This window comes from Brevibacillus sp. FSL K6-0770 (assembly GCF_038000275.1).
GTDB classification, from domain to species: Bacteria; Bacillota; Bacilli; order Brevibacillales; family Brevibacillaceae; genus Brevibacillus; species Brevibacillus parabrevis.
Map to the genome: position 1 here is coordinate 5,453,222 of NZ_JBBOBQ010000001.1, position 20,415 is coordinate 5,473,636.

Here is a 20,415-nt window from a genome sequence, read left to right on the forward strand (position 1 = left end):
GCCGTCTATTTATATTGTAAAAAGTAATATAGAAGATGTTTCCATTTGAAATAATCATGGCCATTTGATTGGTCAAAAGCAGTCACATCCCTGCTCATGAACAACCTCGAAACGTTTTTTACGGAAAAAAAGCCTGTCAGCTTTCCGACAGACTTGCCTATTGAGCGTGAGCAGCCATTACTCTCGCTTCTGTTGCGCCTTCACGCGCTGTTTCTCCCAGTCGATCAGCCGCTTGCTTTTTTTCGAATAAGAGGATGCCCCGACGACTTTGTCCCATTCCTTGCTTCCACACATCGGACACCGATATCGTTGTCGCCTCACTTCGATCTCGATAACCTGACCATCAATCATGTCTTTGAACATCTGGTCTTTATGATCGGTTTTATGCAGCTTTTCATGTCCGCACCCATTGCATTTGATAACAGGGATAATAAAGAAATTCCATACAGGTTTCATCACACTCACCTCCCAGAACTTTGGACATGTCCTGTGGCAGGTACGGCTTTTTTATTGTATCAGGGGCAACTGAACAAATTCTAAACAGGCATCTGCCTTTTGCCTAAAATGTAACGCCATACAAAAAAACCGTTCTATAAAACGAACGGTCTTCTGCTTTGTGTGTGAGTCTATAATTTGATCCATCTGTTGCCCGTCTTCCATCGGCCTTGGCATTCAACCGCTCACTAACATACAGTTCGTCCGAAACGGTGAGCATTAACGCGCTTTTGCCGCTAGAAGAACCAAACTCACTCTTCGTGCAACCCATGCCGGAAAATGCTTGCCGAGCCCATTTCTTGCTTTGCTGAATGCTGCCATCATCAAAAATAACCGTAACGCTTCCGTCGTTCATCGCACTCGTTTTGGCAAAATCCAGCTTGTTCATTTCAGTCCTGCCACCAGCCTTAACCTCACCTGCCACCACTTGTCTTGCATTCCACTCCATTTCTTTCACGCTATTCTCGCCTTATCCCTGCAACTCTTCGGATTATAGCGAGCCTACACCGCACAGGCGACTTTCATCGCATACGGCGTGTCATCAACAAATAAAGAAGGTGAAAATGTACAACGGGCATGTTCAGTATATTTATTTGCACTGAACAAACACTGAACAAATCGCCTATACAGTCCCTCCTAACGAAAAATCCCCATATCGAGTGTCTTTCAGCGGCTCGGCCACTAACTGCTGCACTCGCTTTTTACATAACAAAAAGCCCTGCATCTCCGATAGAGAGACAGAGCTAGATTTGGTGCTGCCACCGTTTTTGATTTTTACAACCTTCTTTAAACCATCCTGTTTTACTTCCACTTTCGTTCCTGATTTACATAACAGACGAAACAAACTTGAGCATGTGATTGAAAAATCCAGCCTACAAAATGCTCTTCTTAAACGAAATGAGCTTCTTTCGCCGAATGATAAAAGGAGTAAAATGCTTTCTGACCATTTGCAGCATCGCCGCATTGTCTTTTTCCACAACAAACATCGCGTATCGTATCTCCTGATTCTCCAATACTTTTTTCAAGCCTTCGACGAGAACCACGCCAGCTCGGCCCAGTCTGGTAAATTCCTCTCGAACAAACAGACTTTTAAAGAGAGCCATGTTGCTGGCTGCCCGCTTGACCATCAGCCAACCGATTATCTCTCCTTTGTATTGGAGAGCGACACTAAGTTGATGGTCAATGTCGTAGCCTTCCTGCCAAGGGGAGAATTTCTCCGGATACCACCGATTACACCCTTCTTGAATGGAAACCAGCTTTTCTTCAGTCAGTTCCGCCCAACTGAATGTACGAAAATGCAGGGGAGCACGTATCGTATTCATCCATTTGGCAGATTTCAATTCCTCCATGTCTGCGATATACACGGTAGATAAAACTTGCCCGCTATCCCAGCCATCCTCCGGCTGCAAAAACTCCCTGGCAGCATTCTCTGATTCCTGTACAACGATGTCGTAAGTGAGATAATGGTAGCTTTGCTCTTTAAGCTTGCCCTCCAGAAATTGCAGCAAAATTGTCTCAAGCCCGTACCCACTGTAACTTTTCTCTACCTCTAGAGCGATAATCGAAGCCTGAGACTGTTCACGCGATATTCGAACCACCATATACGCAATGGGGGTGGATGACTCCCGGACACCTATGCCAATGTGTTCACCTTGCGTTTGGCTTACCAGGTATACATGCTCCGGCCGCATCAATCTCCCGTACAGCTCCAAATCGTTTCTTATGTCGTCCAGGGTAAATTTCATCCACGCCCTCCATTTCAAGCTTCCTCATTAAATCATAAGAAAGAGCCAGACTACTTCCAGTCTGGCCATTGGATTTTAAGGTATCAAAAAGCAATTAACGTCTACAGTGACATTTCCTACTTCTACATCTTGAGCATCTTTCAGTGTTGCTTTGAGATGACCAACTGAACCATTAGTCATCGATGCCTGAGGGTCGATGAAAGCACCTTCGCTGAAGTCAAACATCCCATCTACTTTGGTGAATGTGACACTGCCAACTTCTGTTCCGGATTGTTTTACTTTGAAGCTATCGGTTACAGGGTCATATTCATATTGTACAGCATTGGAGTTGTTCGTAACGGTGATGAGATTGCTAACATTTTTTCCAGTTCCTGAGCTGCTTGGATTATTGTTCGAGTCTCTCAATACAACCAAATCCGTGTTGTCAGACTTCACCGTATTAACTTCAACATGAAAAGAACCATTAACAATGTTTAAGCTCGAGCTATTCTTGACTATCCTTTCAGATCAAGGATTTCGTCAAGCCTACACCGTGCAAGCAACTTTCATCGCACACGGCGTACTATCAACGGTAAGGGTATGTACTATTTTACAATGGGCAATTTAAATTGTTGCATAAAACCCGGTTATTTTCAATAAAATTGTGACAATTTAACTATTGAAAAAAATGGATTATCCTCGAAGGGAATCTCGATAAGGAATACCGCTAATTTCCTGTAAAAAAGATGCCTCTACATAAGGAAAGGTGTCACTTTGTTTAACGTTTCCTTGGGCTGAAGGAACTTTTTCTTTTGTTATGGCACATTTCTGTACTCGTTAAAGAATAAAGTCGTGCTTGCTTTTGCTCCGTCAGACTTGTTACCGAGTTGGTCAACAGCGTGTACAGTGATATGCACCGTATTCCCATCTGCAGCATTTAGCTTGTCTATAGCTTGTCTAAAATCTTTGCTTTACCTCTCAGCAAATTGTTGCCTTTATAAGTTTTGAGGCAAATGTTCGCGTGACCCAATGTTGTTGAGGATGCTTCGAACCTTTATTAAGGTACACTTCAAAGTTGTCTACATCACTTTCACTTGACTGCTCATTTCAAGCATGCGTCATCGTGTCGGAATCCGGATTATCCACTAGAGGAAAACTTGTTGGTTGATTTGGTGGGGTTAAGTCCCATGTAACCGCTGTGCTGCCATCTCCACTTGAAGTAGAAGCGTTATTGGGGCGGCATCATAAGCAATGTACACTGTGCCCATCAACAGGCGTAACTCCGCCATTCATTAGGTTGGGCAGGCCGATGTCTTGTTCTTCTGGAGGGATTGCTTTTTGATACTTATCTGGCGAAGAATTTGTGCCTAGAGGGGTATCTACATTGACAAATGCTTTGTAATGATTGATTCCTCGACTAACCGCGCAACGCTGTCGGCAATCGTCAGCATTGCCACTGTTGTTAGCTTTTGAACGGCGGCGGTTAAAGCTGCACTCTAAGATCATTCGGTGGTACTGTGTCGCTATTCTTGTCTTATACCCGCATGGATTTTCAAATCGAGCCTACACGGTGTAGGCGTTTTTCATTGTTCGCGGCGTTCCCTCAATCAATTAGGACCCTGAAAAAAACAAATAGGACTGCAGCTATAACTCTATCCGCAATCCCTTTGGTTGGTTTTCAATTGTCATCGGTTTTGTGAAAACATTACAATGCCCGTTGTAAGTTTTCCATCCTTCTTATCCGCTGACTGGGTTCCTTCGCTCCGGTCAGTTTTCTCCTCCTCGCCTGTGTTACCACTACGAGTTCAAACGGCAGACCATCGACGCTACTACAAACCCGCCGCCATCTTCCCGGCCTCTTAGGTGCCAACCCACCTCTTCCGGCAAGACTTCAAACGTTCCACCTTGTCTATCCCTTGTTTTGCTGACCTTAGGTCTCCACTATACAATCCGAGAAAAACAGGTTTAACAGCCCAAATTGTTCCTGTCTCGTCTGCACGATCACACGTACAGCGACTGTTGCCAAACCCCTAGCGCTTGTTTTACCTAGCAACAGCTATCTCGTATTGGGTCACCATGGATTCGTCACCTGACCATAGCCAACTTTTAAGGAGCCCCGCCTTGCGCAGTTATCGCAAGTACGACTTCACCTGACTTCATAGGTATTAACGGGTTAGGTTAATCACCTTTGCAGGAGGATTAGGCACATGAGAGTTTTGGCTGTTTCTCATGGATTGGAATTGCACCAATCAATTGAATAAGGCAGTTAGAGTTGTTCTCGCCGTCAAACGAGAGCCAATCCACTTCTTTCACTCTCATTTGAGAGCTTATGAAGTAACGTTTCGTAATTTTTTTAAGGGGTTACTGCAAGTGTTTCTGCACTTTTTACTGCTTGACCAGTTAGCGTGCCTGTCAGTGCTACTGGAGTGACTTCAAAGCGAATTTTTTTGTTTAGCTCGCCAGGAGTCAATGTGTAAGCAATTGCTGTAGCACCTGGAATTACAACATCATCTGCGTACCATTTGAAGGTAGATACACCTTCAGGGTCAGCGTTGACATCATTGTATGTGTAGCCGCCTGTCAAAGTTTGACCAACTTGTGGGGTGCCTGTAATCTTTACATCAGTCACTGTAGGTGCATTATTTGGATTGACGATAACAGAGCTTGATGTACTATTCACAGGTGTTCCATTGCGAATTCCAGTCAATGCTACTGGTGTTACCTCAAATTGTATTGTTTTACCTAACTCACTTGAAGTTAAAACAATACTTTTCCCATCTGCACTGGGAATTGCTGCACCATCCGCATACCATTTGAAAATAGAAGTTCCCTCAGGATCATTGTTCGCATCAGAATATTCGTAATTTCCAAAGAGTGTCTTACCAACCTCTGTAATGCCTGAAACAAAGACGTTAGTCGCGACTGGTGGAACGTTTATTGGAGGCATCGTACCTCCGCCACCTGTACCAGTAACGCTATTCCTACCTAACCACTTTCAAAAATGTGGTTTTCGGCTAGGCCTACACCGTGCGGGCGACTTTCATCGCACACGGCGTTCCATCGATTACAAGAGAAACATGATGAAAAGGCAGACAGAGCAGAATGTAGAAACAACTCTTTGCTCTGTCTACACTGACTTAGGTGTTCTTACCACTTATAACCGACTGAGTTCCTTCGCTCCGGCTAGTTTTATCCTCCTCGCTTGTGTTACCACTACGAGTTCAACCGGCAAGCCATCAACACTACTACGAACCCGCCGCCATCCCATATGGCTCACTGATGCTACCTCATCTCCCCATATGAAACTTCAAGCGTTCCATCTCATCTATCCCTATTTTTAATGACCTTAGGCCCCCACTACATATTAGAAAGTTCAATCGGTTTAACAGCCCGAATTATTCCGATTGCCACTGCATTATTACAGATGCAGGGAACAGAGCCGAACTGCTAGCTTATTGACAGCCATGTTCTCCTTCTAATCTCTCGCCATGGGTTCGTCTCCTAGCCATAGTCATCTTTTATGGAACCCCGCCTCTTTCGAGTACGACTTCACCTGACTTCATCCCTTCAGCTATGGTAGAGCCTCACTGGATGCAGGAGGATTAGGTACATGATTACTGAGCTGTTAGCATGAATAGGAGTTTCACCTATCAAATTGATGAGATAGTTAGAAAAACCCCCTATATACACTTTTGTATTAGGGGGTTTTTTCCACTTCTTTCACTCTAGTATAAAGAGCTTATAAAGTAACGCTTCGATTACTTCGCAACAGTTACAGTTACATCGCCTTTTTGGCCGTTGGTGGCCAAATCTTTAACGTCCACTCCAGTAGATGGAGCTACAGTTTTAATGCTGAGGTCTTTTGAGAGATCCAGAACCACAGGAGTTCCAGGAACCGCTGCAGTTGCAGTAAAGCTAAATGTATCCGTTGCTGCGTTGGTACCAGTAATAGTGAACGTTACACCATTACCAACTGACATTCCTGGAGTGTAAGCTACAGGAGCACCGTAATTAGTTCCACCATCAGTAGATACTTCTACAGTAAGTGGAGCTCCAGCCCCATCTACAGTAGCAACTCTAACAACAAAGTTTGTATCCGTACCTCCGTTAAAGGTTCCACTAGTAGCACCAGTTCCTGAGCCAGATGGAGATACATTGCCGATGTTCGCTCCGGTAGCACCAGAAGTTTTGTTAATAGTAACATTAAGTTTTTTAGCAAAGCCGCTTACATTGTTGGCTTGCAATTCACCAGTTGCCAAAACCTTAGCTGTTGTACCTTCGTAGATAACAAACTCATCTCCAACTTGAGCATTGGTTACAGTTGCCAACGCTTCGTTGAAAGTAAGCTCAATTGTCTTGTTATCAAGAACACGAGCAGACTCCAACACAGGAGCAGCATTATCAATTACGTTCAATGTTTGTACGAATGGAGTGATTGTTACACCACTAGTATCTTGAACGCCAGCGATGCGGAGAACAGCAGCTGTATCACTAGTAGGGATAGAACCAGCTGGAAGTGTGATGTAGGCTTCTGTTTTGTCAGCCTTCAATGTAATTGTAGCATTGTTCAATGCCACACCATTCAAGGTGTAGTTGTTGCCGTCTGTGGCAGAACCAGCAACTGCGCCACCTTTAACTGCACGACCATATTGAATGGTAATTACACCCGTTGCAGCATTATAGCTAGCTGGAGTACCAGTCAATACGAAGTCACCAGCCGGTTGCGCACCAAAGTCAATCACTTTAGTGTAAGCAGCACTATCGTTACCAGTTTCAGCAGCATCTTTCACAAGACCTGCTTTGAATGTGAATGTGTACTGATTAAAGAATTTTGCAGGGGTAGCAGCAGCTTTCATGTTAAACACAAGTTTTTTGCCACCAGCAGTTACAGTTGCAGGGTCCAGGTAAGCAACAAAGGTGCTAGTTACATCTACGCCATCTTTGTCAATTACGGACAAATTAGCAGCGGCCAACGTATAGGTACCAGCCTTCAATGCCTCATTAAATTCTACAGTCAAAGAAGCGAGGTTTCCAGAAGCATCATTCAGGAAGCTAACTGCAGAAACTGAAGGTGCTGTAACATCTTTGTTCAGAGTAACAGGTTTAGTTGTAGTTGCAAGCTTGTTACCCAATGCATCCGCAACAGCATCAGTTACCAAGACAGTCAGGTTACGGCTAGTTTTAGATGCAGAGTAAAGTGTTTCAGTTGGAGCGATTGGAAGAACAAATTTTGTACCAGTAGTGTCACCTGGCAATGCACCAATTGCAGTTGTTTGAACGTCAGCAAGCAATTCATCTTTGAGCTTGATGTTAGTAATATTAACAGTGGTAGCATCCATCTTCTTGCTGAAAGTCAACAAGATCGCTTTATCGCCCAATGCTTCTACAGTAGAAACTGCAGGCAATGTAGCATCTACAGAAACTGTGAACGATTTAGTGTATGGATTTGGATTGGTGTTGTTATCAGCTGTATCCAACAAGCCGATAATTTCCAATGTGTGCGACTTAGTTGCGTCAAGAGTCAGCCCGCTAAATGTAGCTGTCTTGTTTCCATTGGTGTATTGAATGGAAGGGTTAGGAACTACAACTCCATCAATTTTGAAAGTTGCACCAACTTTTACAGGCTCAGAGAAGTTAACTGTTACTGTAGAAGCTGTAGAACCATTTGTTTTAGATACAACTTCAGTTACTGTTGGAGGTGTCTTGTCTTCTACTACTACAGTAGTTGTATAAAGTTCTGTTTTCTTAGTAGAATCGGACGCATCAGCAATTTGTTTCACAGTGACAGCAACAGAAGTTTTAGAAGTCAATGGTGTAATGTTCAATGTTGCAGTTTTACCGTCTTCAGAAAGATCAATGCTTGTAAGGTTAGCACCAGTCAACTGGTAGTTAGCTGGGTTTTTTGCACCAAATCCAGTTGCACTATCAGATACTGGTTTGCCAAATTTAACTTCGATTTGGCTTGCGTTAATAGCACTCACAGACTCAACTTTCAGATCTCCAGTTGGAGTCGTAGGATCTACATGTTTACCTGGCTCTTCAGTACCAGAAACAGTACCGTCGTTTTGTACTACACCGTAGGAATCAAGGAAATCGCTTTGTTTCAAAGGATCAGCCAGAGCTACTTTAGTGCCCAGGTCGATCATTTCTTTGATGGTAGCGCCTTGACCTTTGATGTTTACGAAAACGAGGTTTTGGAAACCTGCAGTTTTCAGCTCGTTTTTGTAAGCAGTGCGAGCATCTTTGGTCATGTTCAGCAAAGTGCTAGTAGAGTAGAACTTCTTAACATTTCCACCGATGTACAGACCTTGTTTTGGTGCGGCAAATGCGGAAGCAGCCATGCTAGCTACTACAGCGGTCGCGAGAACAGAAAGAACAACTTTTTTATTCACGTACTACCCCTCCGTATTTTTGATAGGAAGTTCTCTGTATATAGGGTATGTAGAGCATAGAGGGGGCTAATCCCCTCTATGCCCAGCAAAAATCCCTACATGATTGTTAGAGGTAATCTTATTCAGCTTCTTTGAAAGTTACTTTAGCCTTGTCAGATTTACCATCTTTGTTGAATACTACGATTTCGCTGGAAGTTACTTTCTCGTCAGTAGTGTACTCAAGTACTTTTACTTGATTGTCTTTTACTTCGAGAACGTATTCGCTAGCTGCAACTTTGTTGCCATTGATGTAGAATTCAACTTTGTCAACATCAGCGGATTTAACATCTTTGTTCAGGTCAGCAACTACTTGGTAACCGTTAACGCCACCACCGATGGAAACGAATTTGCCAGTTACTGTGGAAGGAAGAGCATCCCACTCAGGCGTACCTGTATCAATACCACCAATTCCTTGAGCCAAGAACTTCTTGATAGCATCTTCGTTGATGTCGTTCTTATCTGCCCAATCTTCGCTACCTACGATCAGGACATAGTCATAACGATCGCCATCGATGTCTTTGCTGTCCATCAGAACGATGTAGTCGCCTTCTTCTACACCATCTTCACCTGCCATGTCATCGTAAGTGTCGATGAATGCAGTGGAAGCTTTCGTGTACAGTTTTTGTACGCGATCTTTTCCATCTTCATCTTTGAATTCGTAAGTGATGGTGTTGCCATCTACTTTGTCAACGCGAGCAACTGTCATTTTCTCGATGTTTGCTTCGGACCATTGAGATTGTTTCAGCAATTTTACTGTTTTGTCGTCTTTGTTGCTGAGAGCTTTGTTGTTTACTACTTCAACAACATCCTCAACAATCACTTCATCATCGGAGTTCAGTTGGAACGCGATGAAATCGCCACGAACGATGCCTGCATCTTGCATATCTTCACGATCATCGTTGAGTTTGAACTCTTTGGAAACAACGTTGCCGCTGTCTTTGTCTTTAGTCAGCACTTTGACAGTATCTTGCTTGTTGGAAGTGTTGTAGTCTTGAACTACACCATAGATAGTGTCGCCTTCAAAACCTTCACCTTCTACTACGAAGATCGCTTCTACTTCATCTTTGTCTTCATCGATGGAGTAGTAAACTTTCAGGTCGCTTTCATCCGCAACGTCTTTGAACTTCGCGATACCAGCATTTTTCAGTTCAGCGCGTTTTCCGGAATCATCCAGTTTGCCAGTCATTTTGAAGATGGCAGTTTTGTCAGTTACTTCGTAGTCGCCGACAACGTCATCCTTCTCATCTGCAAGCTTATCCCAAGCAGTGCCGGAAGAAGCAATCAGTTTAGAGCCAGTGATTTTAACTTTGTCAACTTCACCCTTGGAATCGAAAGTTACTTCCAACAATACGATAGAATCGTCTTTGCTTGGTTGAAGGATTCCTTCGAGTTCGTCTGCATCTTTGTCATTCTTGTTATAGCTTTTGCCAAACTCATCATAGATGTCTTTTTTCTCCAAAGAAATAGCTTTGGATTTGCCTTTTTGAGTCATCACAGTGAAGTCATAAGTGTCTTTGGAAGAGTTGTAAACTACACCTTTTGTGATGATTGCTTTTTGTTTGCGATCGTCGATTGGATCTTTTGTTTCAACGTGACGAACGCGACCGGAAGCATCCAGGACCAATTTCACTGTTTCGCTATCCAGGTTGGTGATCAGATCCCAGTTGGAATCGTCGAGTTTCTTAACGTCTTTGTTACCGTTGTCGGAGTAAGTAGCTCCTTTGTAGATACGGTAAGTTTTGTCACCAACAGTCAGACGTACGTCTGTGCTGCTACGTGTAACAACTTTGTCAACTTTACCTTCTACTACTTGGCGGTTAGCGAATACCAACAGTTTGTCATCATCGCCATCCGCATAGTAAACGGAGTATACGTCTCCTTCTTTCAGGTCGCTCAATTTAGCTGGTTTGCCATCGAGGAATACCAAGAAGTCTTTACCTTCTTCTTTGTCATCCAGCTCGTTGTATTTACCAGTATCGAGGTTGGTGATTTTCTTTTTCTCAACATCGATTTTACCGATAACTTCAGAACCGTATTTCACTTTGGAATTCTGGTCCATTTGAGTGTCATCGATTACGTGCATGTAAGAAATTTCGTTGTTGTCATCCAATACAACTTTCACACCGAAAGAATCGTTAGCAGCGATGATGTCTTTCAGAGCATCAACTGGATCGTTGTAACGAGTGAAGTTGTAAGTGATTTTTGTGTTTTTGTTTACGCGGTAAGTTTTGCCACTAGCATCCAGTTCGATTTTCAGATCGGACAGGGAAGAAGTGCTCAGGTCTTTACCGTCGGAAATGGATTTGCCTTTCAGGATGAAGTCGCTCAGACGATCCAATACTACTTCTTCGTCTTCGGAACCTTCCATCCAAACGATTACGTTTTCACGGTCTTCTTTGATCCACACTTGTACGCGTTGACCATCGAAATCGTTAGGGTTGATGCCATCAGCTACTTTGTAAGTAGTGTTGCCCAGACCAGCATCTTTACCGTTCAAAGTAACTTCGTTAGCTTTCAATTTGCCCAGACCGATAGCTGGTACGTTAGTCACGAGTGGCAGATCTTCGGAATCACGATCTTTCTTGTGAGCCCACTCCATGTCAACAACGTTAACTTTCAGGTATTTCGTCAGGAGAGTTTTGTCAGTTACTTCGTAACGAATGTCCGTTCCGAATTCAACTTGCTCCATCAGGTCTACGCGAAGAGCGTTGTCGAGCATTTTGAAGATGTCGCCGCGAGTTGCTGCATTGTTAGGAGTAGTGATGCTCTTAGCAATGTTCAGCTCGGAAGCTTTGGAGATCATGTTGTTAGGCCATCCGCTGGAGTTAACAGCTGGACCATATCCCAGAGCGCGAACGATCATAGTTACTGCTTCAGCGTAAGTAACTTGGTTTTGTGGTTTGAAAGTTTTGTCCGGGAAACCTTTTACGATTTCTTCACCGGATGCTACGTTTACGAAACCAGCGAACCAGTCAGTAGAACGAACGTCTGTGTAAGTAGTGTTGAACTGTGCCAGTTTCGCACCTTGCTCCAGTCCGCGAGCGCGAACGATCAGAGTAGCGAACTCTGCACGAGTGATAGTTTTGTCTACACCGTATTCGCCGTTGCCATAACCTGCTACCAGGCCAAGAGCTTCCAAGCGCTTAACGGTTTTTTCCATAGCTGCATCCATTTTTGGAGCTGCTGTAGTAGTTGCATCTTCTGCTGCGAAAGCCATTGGAGCAACGGAAAGTGCGAGTGCACTAGCCAATACACTGTTAACGACCTTTTTCATAACCTTGTGTTCTCCTCCTCTAGTATAAACAAATTGTTCTTGGGGAATATTTGTTGTCAATCTATCTTTCTTTTTAAAGCCCGAATCCTGCAAGCGCGTGTCACCTCCTTTCGCAGGTCAGCTTCGCTTTTTTGCGTTAAAAATCTCTAGTATATTCAGTATTGTGTAAAATGCAACAATCATTAGTGTAACATAACTGCTAGTATTCGTGAATCTTTTTTACACAATTCCCCGTATTTCGTGTGACATCCTATTAAACGCCTGAGCTAATCAAAAGTTGCGGCGCCTTCGAAAAAAATTTAAAGATTTTTTCGTGGGTTCTTATTCACCTGTCAATTATGTACGAAGTGACATCCGCCACAATTCGTATTATAGGGTACGCAGGGCGGACTGTCACGACTGAACCTTTTTCCAATTCCATTCAAAACCTTACAAATCTTTCTTCCCTAACTCAACTTAGTTTCCAAGCGCTGTTTCAAAGTTCACAACCGCCAGATTGTAGTTGAGAATTGCCTTTTGGTACTGGTTCTCACGATCGGACAATTCTTCTTCTGCCTGAATCACTTCGAGCGTGGTTGCAAGTCCATTTTCAAAGCGCAGATTCGTCAAACGATAGCTTTCAGCAGCGGAATCCTTCGCTTTTTTCTGGAATTCAATAGCCTGCTTGGCTGCGTTCAGGTTCAGATAGGCTTGAGCAACTTCCTTGGAAATCGTGCGTTTTTGCTCTTCGATCGCCAATTTTGCCTTTTCCACGTTATTGCGAGCTTGTCGGCCTGGCAATGTGGAAAGCGCGGAATATTCCTCGATCAGCTTCACATTCAGCTCGGCAAGCTTCAGCTCTTCCTGAACTCTTGTCATTTCAATTCGTTTGGAGAGTGCTTGTTTTTGTGCTTCTTCCATTGTCAATGTAATCGGAGCTGTCTGTTTATTTGCAGCTACAATCTTCCACTTTTTCTGCAAATCGACACCAAGGAAATCATTCAAATCCATACGTGCTACTTCCACGCTGTTTGCGGCACTTGTCAAAGCTGCCTGTGCCCCAGACAAGCCCATTTCTGCCTGCAAAACATCTGTTTTTGCTTTGGTTCCGACATCAAAAGCAGCCTTGGCAACTTTCAGTTGAGTTTCGGCGCGGGACAGACTTTGTTTTTTCAAGTCGTAGTCATCCTGAGCAAAAATCATGTTGTAATAAGCTTGTTGCGCACCCAGCTTAATTTTGCTTTCTGTAGCTGTTACCGCAAGGGCATTCAGCTTCTTGTTCATTTCACCTTGGGCATTTCCGACGTGTTTCGCTTTAGCAAGCTCAAGCGATTCGATCATCTCGGCTGGCATATCTGCAGATGTTTTATAAGAAAGCGACTCGTTAATATCTGCATTTTTGGCATCCAGGCGAGCGTTGTTCAAAGTAACATTTGTTTGCAGCGCTTGCTGTACTGCTTTTTCCAAAGTCAACTCTTCTTCGGCCGTTGCAGGTGCAGTTGTGGTTCCTGTTTCCGCCGCTACTTTGTCAGTGGAAGCCTGAGCAGCCACAGGTGCTTGTGTCGCCGCCTCTGTTGCTGTATTCGCAGACGCTGTCAAAGCCCCTGCTCCCAGTGTCGTTGTGAGTACAGCTGCCAAACTGATGCTCATCCATTTTTTGCTTGAGTATGGAAAATTCACGTAATTCCACTCCTTTATTTTGTATTGATCATAAAATTTTTCATCACTTGAAATATTACAGTTTGTCCCAAGATCACTATATCACAGAGTAATGTTTCGTACACGAAAAATTAGTGTCGTACCAGCATTTTCATAAGGGATTATACGCACTCTACCATGTATAGATCATCCCTTTCTGATTTAGTCCTTCATTTCCACATAGATTACTACGATTATGTGTCAAAAACATTTCAGGATTCGCCAACATTATTTTGACATGATATCCTTTTCTTGAGGTGATTGTACGATGTTAACGGAATACAAAACTGTCGCTGGTTATGGAGAGGACTATATCGTCATCGAGCGCTCCCGCTTCATCGGCTATGCGCAAAGGGTTACAACGGAAGAAGAAGCCGTTGCCTTTATCGCCATGATCAAAAAGAAACACTGGGATGCGACGCATAACTGCTCGGCTTTTGTCATCGGCGAAAACGATCAAATTCAACGTTCGAGCGATGACGGCGAACCGAGCGGTACCGCGGGCAAACCGATCCTGGAATGCATCAAGAAAAATGGCGTAAAGGACACGGCTGTGGTCGTCACTCGTTACTTCGGCGGAATCAAGCTGGGAGCTGGCGGATTGGTTCGGGCTTATACAGCAGGAACCGTCACTGCTTTGAAGGCCGCCAAAATTGTCATCCATACTTTGCATCAAACGATCTCTGTGAGCGTGGACTATACGTGGTGGGGAAAAGTCGAAAACGAACTGCGCGTTGGCGAGTACCGGGTGAGTGGCACTGACTTTACAGACAAAGTTACCGCGCATGTCCTCATACCTGAAGGTGAGCAAGATGCGTTTGTGGCTCGCTTTACGGATTTGACGAATGGACAGGCTCAAATTTCTTTGGGTGAAAAAGAGTATGTCGAGGTTCCTGTAGAAGCTGTGGGAGATGAGCAAGAAGAAGCCTGATTTTATTGAGGGAGATAACAAAGAAAAGCTGAAGGGGCAGACGCCGTCTTCAGCTTTTCTTCTATTATATATGCGTAAGTTTGGAACTACTGCTTAGGCAGTTTTTTGAGTTGGACCATCACACGAACAGTGATAACGGCCATCTCGGCACGAGTCAGGTTATTTGTAGGTTTGAAACTGTAAGTTGGCTTTTTCACATTGGCTTCATTCGGCTCGCCGTTCATCAACTTGGCTTTGTTCACAACGAGAACAGAAGGTGCTGCGTAGTAACCAATATCTTTTGCATCTGTAAACAATTTGTTCAGAGCAACTTTGGAAGCATCAAGCGTTCCTACTTTCAAGTTCAAAGCACGTGCAATCATGATAGCAGCCTCTTCGCGAGTCAGTGAGTCGTCTGGTCGGAAGTAGCCTGGCTGCTTTCCACGAATAATACCTGCTCTCGCAGCAGTCTCGATGTACTTGTACTGATAATCCCATGTATCACGATTTGGACGTACATCCGAGAATGTCGGCTCAGATGGATCACGTTCATTGCTATCGCGATAAGGACCAGCATTGATTGGCAAAGCCAGAGCTTTTACAAGCATCGTTGCAAACTCACCACGAGTCATGTCCCGGTTTGCTCCGAAGCTGCTGCCGCTGTATGCAGGCATGATTCCTTTTGCATACAGTGTTTCGATGGCATCTCGGGCAAAGTCATGGCTCACTACGTCATCATAGGACTCTCTAGTTTTCATGACCATGTAGAAACCAAATCCGGCAAATGGCACTTGTACTGTTTTGGAGCCAGTATTCACAACTCCACCGATGTTTTTCCATTCATTCCCGTTATGGTAGTAAATCGTGAGGATGTTGTTTGCTGCATTTACGATAGAAGAATCGTACTTAATCGTAAGCGTTCCTCTGCGGCTTGGAACCAAATTGTCTTGCCAACGGCTCTTGAAATCTTCCGCATCGCCTTCATCATAATAAGGATCTCGACCGAATGGCGCTTCCGTATCCCCTGCGTCTACATAGTAGAGTGGGCTTGCGTAGTTGAAGTTGGATTCAAGTACGAGCCTATCTTCCATGTTGTCATCAGCAATGTTTACTTGGCCGGTAGTACGGTCGGCAATACCGAAGTACAGCGGGATATCAACGAAGATATCTCCATTCGGGTTCTTGACCTCTTGACCTGCTCGTCCATCATCTGGCGACAAGAGAACAGTACCTGCCGGGAACTTCAATTCAAACTGCTTTTCAAACACGCTGAATGCTACTTTCTTGCCTAACACATCGCGATACTCAGCACCGTTTACAGACGAGTTTGCGTTGTAAATCTTGATCTCGTCATTGTACGTACTGTCTCCCACCACTACGGAAAACTTCACCGTATTCAGACCCTTTTTCAGCGGGACAGTGGATGTAAATACATAGTATGTCTCTGGAATGGTTTTTCCTTGTTCATCATCGTAGTAGAAGTCAGGGTTTGTTGTATTCGTTACTTTCGCTTCTGTTTTGCCAAACAATACTTTGTTTGCATTCTCAGCGAAGACTTTTACAACAGCGCTGTTGCTGTTTACAATGATGTACTGGTCTGTTTCTTTTGCCTTGACTGGGGAAAGAACTTCCCAGCTGGAATATTTTTGCTCGATATTGATGTCGTAACGGATCACAGTACCGTTGTCATCTTCTGCGACGATCGTGTAAACTGTCGTTCCGCCTTTTTTCAGGGTCAGCGGGAAGAGTGCCAGTTTCTTTTCCTGTTCTTTTGCATCCGTCACCGCATCCTGAACTTCCTCAACCAAATCCCCGTACTTCTTCGAGCTCATCTTCCCTTCGAACTTGGAGCGAGACAAAGAGTCGATATTGTGGTCATCGAACAGATCTCTCAAATCATTGTTCAGGGCTGCTTCCAAGCGAGTATTCACATACTCCTGGTTCGTTGCATCCTGATCCCAGTCTCCGCTCTTGTAACGGAAGTCGTTGATGCGTTTACCGTTTTTCTCGATGTAAACATGCGTAGCGTCGTTAACGGTAAAGCTCAAGTTGCTCAAGAAGTTTGCTCCCGTACGGTAAGACGGATCAGCAGCTTTCTTCGTCAATTCTTCTGTATCACCGTTGGAGATAATCTCCAGCTTCACATCCTCAATAGATGGTGTCTTGGATGTGTTATAAGAAACATTGTAAGTAAACACGGTTTTAGGGTCGTCCGTCAAAGTAATTTTCAAGACGTTGTTCCCTTTTTTGTAAGGCAATTGATCTTTAAGGATCGAAAACGTTCCCTTATTCGTATTCACGTCAGAAATAGTAACGGGAGTGCCATTCAGAGTGGCTTCAATATTCGCGGATTTCAACACATAATTGTATACTTTCCCATCCAAGTTCCGGATATCATTTTCACTTTTCACTTGATATCCATCTTCAAAGCTTCGAACTTGTCCAGATGCGTCAACATAAGTCAGTTGTGCATACGGTGTAATTCGAATATCAAGTGTATAGGCCGTTGACGTCGGTGTACCTCCCGTATAGTCAATGGTCAACTTCCCAATACCTTGTGGAAGCTTTTTCAAGGTAAGTGTAAATTGATTAGAACCTGTTGTAATCACATAGTCTTCGCTCGCTGTTAATGTTTGATTGTTATACTTGATTGTAATGTTGCCAGTAATATTTTGCGTCTCTACCTTCAATTCCAAAGGCGAGGACACAATGGTGTTTGCTGCTGTTTGGGACAGGACTTGACCATTCGCCAGGTTTGTTACTCGTTCAAAGCTTGGTTTTGTGCTGTCCAGATATTTAAACTCATACTCGTAGTTTGCAATCCCGATATAGCCCGACGGGGATGTAACCGAACCGCTGGAGTCTTTGGACAAATACTGATAGCTCAGTGCAACTTTATAAGTTTTCCCGTCCTGGAATGCTCCTGCTGGTACATTAAGGTTAATCGCATATTCTGTAAATCCGCTTTGTGGATTGCCGATAGGAGTGAACGTTACTCCTTCAGCTGTTTTGTATTCTGTTTTATTTGTTCCTTCGTAAATCGTCACCTTAAATTCCTGGAACAACTGCTGTCCTGCAATGTCCACGTACTTCAACAATGCCGAACCATTCAAGTTCATCGCAGTAGATGTAGAAGCTCCTTTAAGCACCGCCTGCTGATTTGGCTGCAATGCCACTCCACCCAAGCTTACCTTGTAAAATTGATCGGAGCTTCCTGCTGAAGTAGTCGTGACGAGCAATTTCCGCACAAACGTTCCTACTTCTTTGTTTTGGTTAAACACGCGAATTTCCAATGTGTTTTCACCAATCTGCGATGGGATGCTCAGTCCAAATGAACCTGTTCGGTTGACCTGAGTCTTTACTACGTCTCCTGTGCGAACGTTTTTCACTTCAACAGTATCAGCATTGAGCGCTTTCCCGTCCATGTTCAGGTTCAGACGATTTAAAGATGGTACCGTGATATAAGTTGGGTTGCTTGTAACATTCGGATCGTTCAGCACCGTATCGTTAACTCTCAAGTCACTCACGAGCGGTGTATTGTTGTATTGCACGAAAAATTGATAGTGCTCTTTCGTGACATTACCTACTTTTTCGTAAAAAGAAATCTGATTCAGCCCTGGCTTCAGGCCGATATTGCTGAATGTAAATGTACTGCCGCTAACAGATGGTGCTGTATTGCTCAAATCTTGAATGGTCTGTCCATTGTTGGTTAAAATTTTCAAGCGTAGGCTGCTGCCAGTCACACCGCTTCCAAACGTACCTACGATATTAATCGTAGAATCACCGTAAACAACCGGATTGTAGGCGGTTGTTCCGCCAGAGAAGTTCGTGATCGTGATCGGACTGTTCAGCGAGTTGTACTCGTAATAAATAACATCTCGCTCGCCTGTATTGGAAGCAAACAGTTGAACTGCGTTTAGACCAGGGGACAAATCAAAATCTGGCAGTGTTCCTGCGCCCCCATATACAGTTCGAACTGTAGTGCCGTTTACTTGTACTTCAACAGCCTGTGTTTTATCAACGGTCGCTGCAACCCCGTATGTGTATTTCAGACCAGATACGGTTCGGTTCGTTACTTTTAATGGATCACTAGCATACTTACCTTGACCAGAACTGTTATCAATCTTCAGGGGCCCTGTTCCAGATGCAGCTGGATTGGGGGCATACTGGATGTAAAACTCAGCTGTATCATTCGTTGGATCTGTCGTTACTTTAGGTCTAACTGTAACCCTTGTAACTGCTCCACTGCTGTTTAGATTAAAATCTGGCAAGGTGATGATGTCGTTAGCAAACACTGTATTATTGATGAGCGGAACCCCATCTACCGTGATGTCAACACCTTGCCCATTTTTGGAGGTATCCTTATAGGCCAGTTGGATTCCATATACCAGTTTTGAAATCGTCTTGAAAGGCGCAGCATATGTTTGCCCATTACCACTGCCTGATGCGCTATATGCTGCCGGCACAACAACACCCGTCGTCGTATTCCAATTAGAACCCAGTGCCGCAGACGCAGGCAATGCCGGCAACACTCCCGTAACAACAAGCATCATCGTCAAGCACATTACCAGCCAGCGACGAAATTGTTGAATTGGCTTATTCATTTTTTCACCTCTCCATTTTATTCATAATCTAATATTTGTCCCATTCTCTGTTGAAGTTGAGATGGGCTCGGACCTTCCCCTTTCCTTTATCGGCTAATTTCCTCCCTCAGTTAAGTGCTTCCCCCTAAAAATTGGCGAAAAAAGACCACTGCATAAACCATGCAGTGGTTCCGTTTAACTCATATCCTAATTCGTCCGTCTCTCCTGCTCCGTCTGCTTGATCTTCAACCGTCTGTACGCATTGATCAGCGGACGGTGGCGGCGGCTGACGAGGCCGACGATTTCCGTTCCCAGGTGGATGGCAATCAGGAGTACGACCATGACGATGATGGTCGTCCACTTCGTCGTCTTGGTGAGTAGGATCGCCATCGTACCGAAGAAGATGCTGATCGAGTAGATGGTGAGCACGGTTGAGCGGTGGGACAGGCCCATGTTCAACAAACAGTGATGCAAGTGTCCTTTGTCCGGACTGGAAATCGGCTTTTTGTTGACGATTCGGCGCACGATAGCGAAGAACGTGTCCCAAAGCGGAACGCCGAGCACGACGATCGGGATGATGAAGGAAACGAAGAGCGCTTCCTTAAAGCCCATAATCGACAGCGCGGCCAGGTTAAAACCGAGGAATAGCGAGCCGGTGTCGCCCATGAACAGGCGGGCCGGGTGAAAGTTGAAGTAAAGAAATCCAAGAATAGCTCCGAGAAGCACGAAACAGTAGGCAGAAACTTTGTAATCGCCCATCAGAAGAGCCATGACGCCCATCGTCGCTGCTGCAATTGCCGATACGCCGGCAGACAGACCGTCCAGGCCGTCAATCAGATTGACCGCATTTGTCACACCGACGATCCAGAACATGGTGATCGGAACAGCCAGCCAGAAAAGCCAGCCACTGCTAAAGTCGATACTGCCCGAGTAGGGCAGGTTGACGACTCCGATCTTGAGACCGAACGGAATGACGACGATTGCGGTTGCCACCAGTTGACCGAGCAGCTTCCATTTTGGCGAGAGCTGGTACTTGTCGTCCAGCATGCCTACGGTCATGACGATCGTGCTTCCAATGAATATTCCAAGCATTTCCGACATGCTGGAGTAGGGCACGAACAAGAAAAAGGCGACGAGATAACCCAGGTAAATAGCAAGTCCACCCATGCGCGGCATGATTCGCGTATGTACCTTGCGCTGGTTGGGAGCATCTACTGCCCCGACCTTTTCAGCCAATTTCTTTACATACGGTGTTGCAATAAACGATATGATCAGCGAAGTCAGAAATCCGAGGATTAATGTAGACATCGACTGTTCTCCT

Annotated in this window: 11 protein-coding genes; 1 reads left to right on the forward strand and 10 read right to left on the reverse strand. The window is 44.5% G+C overall.

Annotated features, from left to right (window positions below; genetic code table 11):
• Nucleotides 1-177: 177 nt before the first annotated feature.
• The 8 genes from NST23_RS25975 to NST23_RS26010 form a co-directional block, all read right to left on the reverse strand.
• Nucleotides 178-456: a transposase family protein gene (locus NST23_RS25975; RefSeq protein ID WP_173596385.1), complete on the reverse strand. Its 279-nt coding sequence runs from the start codon at nucleotides 454-456 to the stop codon at nucleotides 178-180.
• 103 nt (nucleotides 457-559) lie between these two features.
• The gene (locus NST23_RS25980; RefSeq protein ID WP_340964912.1) at nucleotides 560-952 is read right to left on the reverse strand and encodes a hypothetical protein; all 393 of its coding nucleotides are present in this window, start codon (nucleotides 950-952) and stop codon (nucleotides 560-562) included.
• 415 nt (nucleotides 953-1,367) lie between these two features.
• Nucleotides 1,368-2,240: a GNAT family N-acetyltransferase gene (locus tag NST23_RS25985; protein ID WP_340964914.1), complete on the reverse strand. Its 873-nt coding sequence runs from the start codon at nucleotides 2,238-2,240 to the stop codon at nucleotides 1,368-1,370.
• Between the two features lie 75 nt (nucleotides 2,241-2,315).
• Nucleotides 2,316-2,675 (reverse strand): hypothetical protein, encoded by a 360-nt coding sequence (locus tag NST23_RS25990; RefSeq protein WP_340964917.1) that lies wholly within the window; start codon nucleotides 2,673-2,675, stop codon nucleotides 2,316-2,318.
• A 1,897-nt stretch (nucleotides 2,676-4,572) separates the two neighbouring features.
• Entirely contained in the window at nucleotides 4,573-5,166 is a 594-nt protein-coding gene (locus tag NST23_RS25995) for a hypothetical protein (RefSeq protein ID WP_173599018.1), read from the reverse strand.
• A gap of 811 nt (nucleotides 5,167-5,977) precedes the next feature.
• Nucleotides 5,978-8,611 carry an Ig-like domain-containing protein gene (locus NST23_RS26000; RefSeq protein WP_173599019.1) on the reverse strand — a complete coding sequence of 878 codons (2,634 nt, stop codon included), beginning with the start codon at nucleotides 8,609-8,611 and terminating at the stop codon, nucleotides 5,978-5,980.
• 118 nt (nucleotides 8,612-8,729) lie between these two features.
• On the reverse strand, nucleotides 8,730-11,924 hold the full coding sequence (locus NST23_RS26005) for an S-layer homology domain-containing protein (RefSeq protein WP_173596454.1): 3,195 nt from the start codon (nucleotides 11,922-11,924) through the stop codon (nucleotides 8,730-8,732).
• A gap of 456 nt (nucleotides 11,925-12,380) precedes the next feature.
• Nucleotides 12,381-13,583, reverse strand: coding sequence for a TolC family protein (locus NST23_RS26010; RefSeq protein ID WP_173596379.1), 1,203 nt, complete (start codon nucleotides 13,581-13,583; stop codon nucleotides 12,381-12,383).
• Between the two features lie 286 nt (nucleotides 13,584-13,869).
• On the opposite strand from NST23_RS26010, the gene NST23_RS26015 reads away from it, so the two are divergent.
• On the forward strand, nucleotides 13,870-14,532 hold the full coding sequence (locus NST23_RS26015; protein ID WP_340964918.1) for a YigZ family protein: 663 nt from the start codon (nucleotides 13,870-13,872) through the stop codon (nucleotides 14,530-14,532).
• A gap of 86 nt (nucleotides 14,533-14,618) precedes the next feature.
• Here NST23_RS26015 and NST23_RS26020 read toward each other — a convergent pair whose 3' ends face one another.
• Together NST23_RS26020 and NST23_RS26025 are read right to left on the reverse strand one after the other, a co-directional pair.
• Entirely contained in the window at nucleotides 14,619-19,115 is a 4,497-nt protein-coding gene (locus tag NST23_RS26020) for an S-layer homology domain-containing protein (protein WP_122962613.1), read from the reverse strand.
• A gap of 186 nt (nucleotides 19,116-19,301) precedes the next feature.
• Entirely contained in the window at nucleotides 19,302-20,402 is a 1,101-nt protein-coding gene (locus NST23_RS26025; protein WP_063229025.1) for a glycosyltransferase family 4 protein, read from the reverse strand.
• Between the last annotated feature and the right edge of the window lie 13 nt (nucleotides 20,403-20,415).